This is a genomic window from Pseudomonas sp. SDO55104_S430, assembly GCF_054070595.1.
The window spans coordinates 1-6,559 of the sequence record NZ_JBSVXG010000278.1; the positions used below are offsets into that span (position 1 = coordinate 1).

Genomic DNA, 6,559 nt, shown 5'->3' on the forward strand with positions numbered 1-6,559 from the left:
GATCACCGCGACCTGTAGGAGCGAGGCTTGCCCGCGAAGCTCTTCAATCAATCACCCAACGCATCCTTCAGAAACCCCGGCGCGATATATCGCTGATAGTGCGCCTCGGACAGCAGAAAAAACTCCCGATCGATCGCATCGCGCAATTCCGGCAGGTTCCACTCGCGAAATTCCGGCAGCAACACCATCCCGTAGGCTTCCAGATTGTTGATCACCCTCGCCCCCCGCGCGATCAACTGATACGCCCAGCAATACGCCGATTGGTGGGGCACGAAGCGGATCTTGCGCTGCTCCAGCTGAGTCCTGAGCAGCCCCGTATCGAAAATCTCGACCTTGGCCGCCATCACCTGGGACAGCAATTGCTCCAGGCGCAGCCACACCGCGCGCTTTTCGTCCTCGTTGTAACCGTTCCAGTGAATCACTTCATGGTGGAAACGCTTGCAGCCACGGCACACCAGATCACCGTAAACAGTGGAGCAAAGGCCGACGCAGGGAGTCTTGATGGTCTGATTGGGCATAGGGAGGCAGAAGGCCAAAAAGTGAAACAGGGCAGCATGTTAGCCCTTTGCCCGCCATTGATCACCCCTCAAAGTTCAGGGCCTTGGGCAATCGCGTCTTGCGGCACGCTCCACCAAAGTCCAATAAACCGCGACTTACCTTTAATTTTTTTTTGCCGTAGAATCAGCCAGCCTTTTTAGGCGCCAATGTCCGTTAGAAGCTGTTTTCAAAGCGTCACGAGCACAGTCGTTCCTTCAGAGCGGTGTTGGCGAGGGGTTTTTCCAGCGGGGAAAAGCCCAACGCCAACCCTCATCAGCTCCCGTTCTGCAGGCGTAAAACTTTGAAAGCAGCTTCTGTAAGGAATTGTCGGTAATTCTGGCTAAGTGGCTCACAACGCCATGCAGCGCATGAGTACGGCAATTTCGGGATGAGCGTCCCGGACACCCATTTGGGACCACTGATGAGGGTAATAACTGTGCTTGAAGCCTACCGCAAACATATCGAAGAGCGTGCAGCACTGGGTATCGTTCCCCAGCCGCTTAACGCCGAACAAACTGCAGGCCTGGTCGAGCTGCTGAAAAATCCCCCGGCTGGCGAAGAAGCTTTCCTCGTTGACCTGGTTACCAACCGTATTCCGCCAGGCGTGGACGAAGCTGCCTACGTCAAGGCCGGTTTCCTGTCCGCCATCGCCAAAGGCGAAGCCAACTCCCCCCTGATCGACAAGAAGCGCGCTGTTGAACTGCTCGGCACCATGCAGGGCGGCTACAACATCGTGACTCTGGTAGGCCTGCTGGACGACGCCGAACTGGCACCAGTAGCCGCCGAAGAACTCAAGCACACCCTGCTGATGTTCGATGCTTTCCACGACGTGGCTGAAAAAGCCAAGAACGGCAACGTTCACGCCAAGGCCGTGCTGCAATCCTGGGCTGACGGCGAGTGGTTCGTGAAGCGTCCAACCCTGGCCGACAAGATCAGCCTGCGCGTATTCAAGGTCACCGGCGAAACCAACACCGACGACCTGTCCCCTGCTCCGGACGCCTGGTCCCGCCCTGACATCCCGCTGCACGCCCTGGCCATGCTGAAAATGGCTCGCGACGGCATCGTGCCTGACGCACAAGGCGTCACCGGTCCGATGAAGCAGATCGAAGAAATGCGTAACGGCGGTTTCCCTGTTGCCTACGTGGGCGACGTGGTCGGCACCGGTTCTTCGCGTAAATCGGCCACCAACTCGGTTCTGTGGTTCTTCGGCGACGACGTTCCTTACGTCCCGAACAAGCGCGCCGGCGGTTTCTGCTTCGGCAGCAAGATCGCTCCGATCTTCTACAACACCATGGAAGATGCTGGCGCACTGCCAATCGAATTCGACGTTTCCAACATGCACATGGGCGACGTGATCGACCTGTACCCGCATGCTGGCAAAGTCTGCAAGCACGGCACCGACGAAGTTCTGACCACCTTCGAAATGAAGACTCCGGTCCTGCTGGACGAAGTCCGCGCCGGCGGCCGTATCCCGCTGATCATCGGCCGTGGCCTGACCGAGAAGGCTCGCGCCGAGCTGGGTCTGGCACCTTCGACCCTGTTCAAGAAGCCTGAAGCCCCTGCTGAAAGCACCAAGGGTTTCACCCTGGCGCAGAAAATGGTTGGCAAGGCTTGCGGCGTGACCGGCGTTCGCCCGGGCACCTACTGCGAACCGAAGATGACCACCGTGGGCTCCCAGGACACCACCGGTCCAATGACCCGTGACGAACTGAAAGACCTGGCGTGCCTGGGCTTCTCGACCGATCTGGTGATGCAGTCCTTCTGCCACACCGCGGCTTATCCAAAGCCGATCGACGTGACCACCCACCACACCCTGCCTGACTTCATCATGACCCGCGGCGGCGTTTCCCTGCGTCCGGGCGACGGTATCATCCACTCGTGGCTGAACCGCATGCTGCTGCCGGACACCGTCGGTACCGGTGGTGACTCCCACACCCGTTTCCCGATCGGCATCTCGTTCCCGGCCGGTTCCGGCCTGGTAGCGTTCGCCGCTGCCACCGGCGTCATGCCGCTGGACATGCCTGAGTCGATCCTGGTTCGCTTCAAGGGCGAACTGCAGCCAGGCGTCACCCTGCGTGACCTGGTTCACGCCATCCCTTACTACGCGATCCAGAAAGGCCTGTTGACCGTAGAGAAGAAAGGCAAGAAGAACGCCTTCTCCGGCCGCATCCTGGAGATCGAAGGTCTGCCTAAGCTGACCGTCGAGCAAGCGTTCGAACTGTCCGACGCCTCGGCCGAACGTTCGGCTGCCGGTTGCACCATCCAGCTGTCCAAAGAGTCGATCACCGAGTACCTGCAATCGAACATCACCCTGCTGCGCTGGATGATCGGCGAAGGCTACGGCGATGCACGTACCCTGGAACGTCGCGCTCAAGCGATGGAAGCCTGGATCGCCAACCCTGAGCTGATGGAAGCGGACAAGGACGCCGAGTACGCCGAAGTCATCGAAATCGATCTGGCCGACATCAAGGAGCCTGTGCTCTGCGCGCCGAACGACCCGGACGACGCCCGTCTGCTCTCCAGCGTTGCCGGCGAGAAGATCGACGAAGTGTTCATCGGTTCGTGCATGACCAACATCGGTCACTTCCGCGCTGCCGGCAAGCTGCTGGATCAGGTCAAGGGTCAGCTGCCAACCCGTCTGTGGCTGTCGCCGCCGACCAAGATGGACGCTCACCAGCTGACCGAAGAAGGCTACTACGGCATCTACGGCAAGGCTGGCGCCCGTATGGAAATGCCAGGCTGCTCGCTGTGCATGGGTAACCAGGCACGTGTAGAGCCGAACTCGACTGTCGTGTCGACTTCGACCCGTAACTTCCCGAACCGTCTGGGTGACGGCGCGAACGTCTACCTGGCTTCGGCCGAGCTGGCGTCCGTGGCTTCCATCCTGGGTCGCCTGCCGACCGTCGAGGAGTACATGGAATACGCTGGCAAGATCGACAGCATGGCGGCCGATGTATACCGCTACCTGTCCTTCGACCAGATCGCCGAGTTCCGTGAAGCTGCAGCGAACGCCAACATCCCGGTCGTTCAAGCCTAACGTTACAAAGCAATGAAAAACGCCGCCCTTCGTGAGAGGGGCGGCGTTTTTTTATGCCTTCAGAAACATCGCGTCATCGTTCTTCGCGGGCAAGCCACGCTCCCACAGGGATATGTGAGATGCCCGGTATCTTAGGTAGTACCGAAAACAATGTGGGAGCGGGCTTGCTCGCGAAAGCGGTGGGTCAGTCGCTATTGATGGTGACTGACACTGCGCCTTCGCGAGCAAGCCCGCTCCCACAGGGATTACCGCATTATTTCGGGATCAGGCACTCAGCGAATAGATCAACGCCGAAATCGCCACCAGCCCAACCGCCACCACAAACACGTTCGACGCCTGGCCACGATAACGGGCCATCGCCGGGATCTTGCGCACGGCATACATCGGCATCAGGAACAGGATGGCCGCAATCACCGGACCGCCCAGGGTTTCGATCATGCCCAGAATGCTCGGGTTCAGGGTGGCGACGATCCAGCACACCACCAGCATGAACGCTGCGGTCATGCGATCCAGGGTCTTGGCTGCCGGGCGCTTGCCGCTTTTGACGATCAGGCCCTTGAGACCTTCGCTGGCGCCGATGTAGTGGCCCAGGAACGACTTGGAAATCGCCACGAAAGCAATCAACGGCGCCGCGAAGGCGATGGTCGGGTTGCTGAAGTGGTTGGCCAGGTAGGACAGGATCGACAGGTTCTGCGCCTTCGCTTCGGCCAGTTGCGCTGGCGACAGGGTCAGCACGCAGCTGAAGACGAAAAACAGCACCATCACCACCATCAGGGCGTGGGCGCGGGACAGGATCTGCGAGCTGCGCTGTTCGGCGTGTTCACCGTAACGACGCTTCTGGTCCACCGCGAACGCCGAGATGATCGGCGAGTGGTTGAACGAGAACACCATCACCGGAATCGCCAGCCACAGGGTGTGCAGCAACGCCGAAGGCTCGGGCAGCGTGCTGGCGGTGGTCAGGATGCCGCCGTTCCAGTGCGGAATCAGGAACACCGCCAGGAACAGCAAGGCGACGATGAACGGATAGACCATCAGGCTCATGGCCTTGACGATCATCTGCTCGCCGCAACGCACCACGGCCAGCAGGCCGAGGATCAGCACCAGCGACAGCACGGCGCGCGGTGGCGGCATGATGTGCAGCTGATGCTCCATGAAGCTGCCCACTGTGTTGGTCAGGGCCACGCTGTAGATCAACAGAATCGGGAAGATCGCGAAGAAGTAGAGCAAGGTGATCAACGCGCCGGCCTTGATGCCGAAGTGCTCTTCCACTACCTCAGTGATGTCCGCGCCTTCACGACCGGACAGCACGAAGCGGGTCAGGCCGCGGTGTGCGTAGAAGGTCATCGGGAACGCCAGCAACGCCAGGATCAGCAACGGCCAGAAGCCGCCGAGACCCGCGTTGATCGGCAAAAACAGGGTGCCCGCACCAATCGCCGTGCCAAACAGGCCCAGCATCCAGGTGGTGTCATGACGATTCCAGCTCGATAGGGTTGCTGGCGTCGTTGCTGCATAGCGTTCGTTGACGCTATTGACCTGATCATTCATCCGGTCGGATCTCCGCTTTCCGGTCTTTTGCCACCCGGCCAGGACGAGTCGGAAAAATCCGACAGGCAGCGCCCTGGCCGAAACAGCGTGCGATTCTCCGGGATTCCCGATCAGAAGCAAAGACTTAGGTGAGGAACGGTTGTACCAGGTTGCACCGAGGCGCTATCCCTTGTAGGAGCAAGCTTGCTCGCGATGGTCGTCAACGATGACGCGGGAAACCTGATGCCCCGCGGTGTTCCTGCGTGCATCGCGAGCGAGCTCGGCTTCCTACAGGGGGCGGTGTCATTTCTGCCATGGCGTTTCGTCGGCGAGCGATAGATCGGACTTGATAAAGGTTATGCGTAATGTATTTTGAATGAACCTGCCCTCAACCCGGAGTCATGCCATGCCACTGGTTCGCGTCGAGATCAAAAAGCAACAGGACCCTACCTACGCCAAACGCATCGGCGAGCTGATTTACGCCGCCATGCACAGCACCATCGGCGTGCCCAAGGACGATAATTTCCAGATCCTCGCCGAGCACGACGAGCAGCATTTCATCTTCGATCCCCAGTACCTTGGCATCCCGCGCACTGACAAACTGGTGATCATCCAGATCACCCTGAGCGAAGGCCGCACCGTGGAGCAGAAAAAACTGCTCTACAAGACCATCGCCGAGAGCCTCAACCAGGAACTGGCCGTGCGTCTGGAGGACGTTTTCATTAATCTGGTGGAAGTGAAGAAGGAAAACTGGTCGTTCGGCAACGGCATCGCCCAGTACGCCCTCTGACATCCCATTTCGATATCTGTGAGCCACCCATGCCTCGAGTTTCCCGCAAGCAAGCCGACCTCAACCGCGAAATCATCGTCGATGCCGCGACCCGCCTGTTTCGCGAGCGCGGGCTGCACGGGATCAGCGTCGTCGATGTGATGGCGGCGGCCGGGCTGACCCATGGCGGTTTCTATGGTCATTTCGAGTCCAAGGAAGCCTTGGCCAAGGAAGCCAGCGAGCGGGCGTTCAAGCAGGTGGGCGAGCGCTGGAAGCTCAGGGCCGATACCGGAGAAAGCAAGGCGGAGGCGCGCAAGGCCCTGATCGACCCTTACCTTTCCACCCACAGCCGTGACAATCCCGGCGAGAGCTGCCCGGTGGTGGCTTTCGCCGGGGACATGTGTCACGAGAGCACCGACAGCGGCTTGCGCGAGCCGTTTCTGGCGGGGCTGAATCGACTGCTGGATTCGTTCGGCAAGATGATGGATTCGGACAACCCTGAGGAGCAGCGCCAGCAGGCGCTGGTGCAGTATTCGCTGATGATTGGCGCCCTGACTTTGGCCCGTGCGACCCGGGGCGAGGCGTTGTCGGATGAGATCCTTTATGCGGCAAAGCGCTACCTGACCAACCCCGAAGCCTGAGGCACCCGTAGGAGCGAGGCTTGCCCGCGAAGGCGCCAGGTCAGTCACATC

5 protein-coding genes are annotated in these 6,559 nt (G+C 59.9%); 3 read left to right on the forward strand and 2 right to left on the reverse strand.

Going from position 1 to position 6,559, the window contains the following annotated elements:
* Positions 1-47: 47 nt before the first annotated feature.
* Positions 48-518 (reverse strand): DUF1289 domain-containing protein, encoded by a 471-nt coding sequence (locus tag ACW9JE_RS27400; RefSeq protein ID WP_457434537.1) that lies wholly within the window; start codon positions 516-518, stop codon positions 48-50.
* 455 nt (positions 519-973) lie between these two features.
* Here ACW9JE_RS27400 and acnB point away from each other — a divergent pair, with 455 nt between their 5' ends.
* A complete protein-coding gene (gene acnB / locus ACW9JE_RS27405) occupies positions 974-3,574 on the forward strand; it encodes a bifunctional aconitate hydratase 2/2-methylisocitrate dehydratase (protein ID WP_224540531.1) in 2,601 nt (866 codons plus the stop codon).
* Between the two features lie 264 nt (positions 3,575-3,838).
* Here acnB and ACW9JE_RS27410 read toward each other — a convergent pair whose 3' ends face one another.
* Positions 3,839-5,119, reverse strand: a complete 1,281-nt coding sequence (locus tag ACW9JE_RS27410; protein ID WP_457434538.1) for a serine/threonine transporter — start codon at positions 5,117-5,119, stop codon at positions 3,839-3,841.
* A 385-nt stretch (positions 5,120-5,504) separates the two neighbouring features.
* Between ACW9JE_RS27410 and ACW9JE_RS27415 the strand changes: the two genes are divergently transcribed.
* Together ACW9JE_RS27415 and ACW9JE_RS27420 are read left to right on the forward strand one after the other, a co-directional pair.
* Positions 5,505-5,888 carry a tautomerase family protein gene (locus tag ACW9JE_RS27415; protein WP_457434539.1) on the forward strand — a complete coding sequence of 128 codons (384 nt, stop codon included), beginning with the start codon at positions 5,505-5,507 and terminating at the stop codon, positions 5,886-5,888.
* 29 nt (positions 5,889-5,917) lie between these two features.
* Positions 5,918-6,508 carry a TetR/AcrR family transcriptional regulator gene (locus ACW9JE_RS27420; RefSeq protein ID WP_457434540.1) on the forward strand — a complete coding sequence of 197 codons (591 nt, stop codon included), beginning with the start codon at positions 5,918-5,920 and terminating at the stop codon, positions 6,506-6,508.
* The last annotated feature ends 51 nt before the right edge of the window (positions 6,509-6,559 follow it).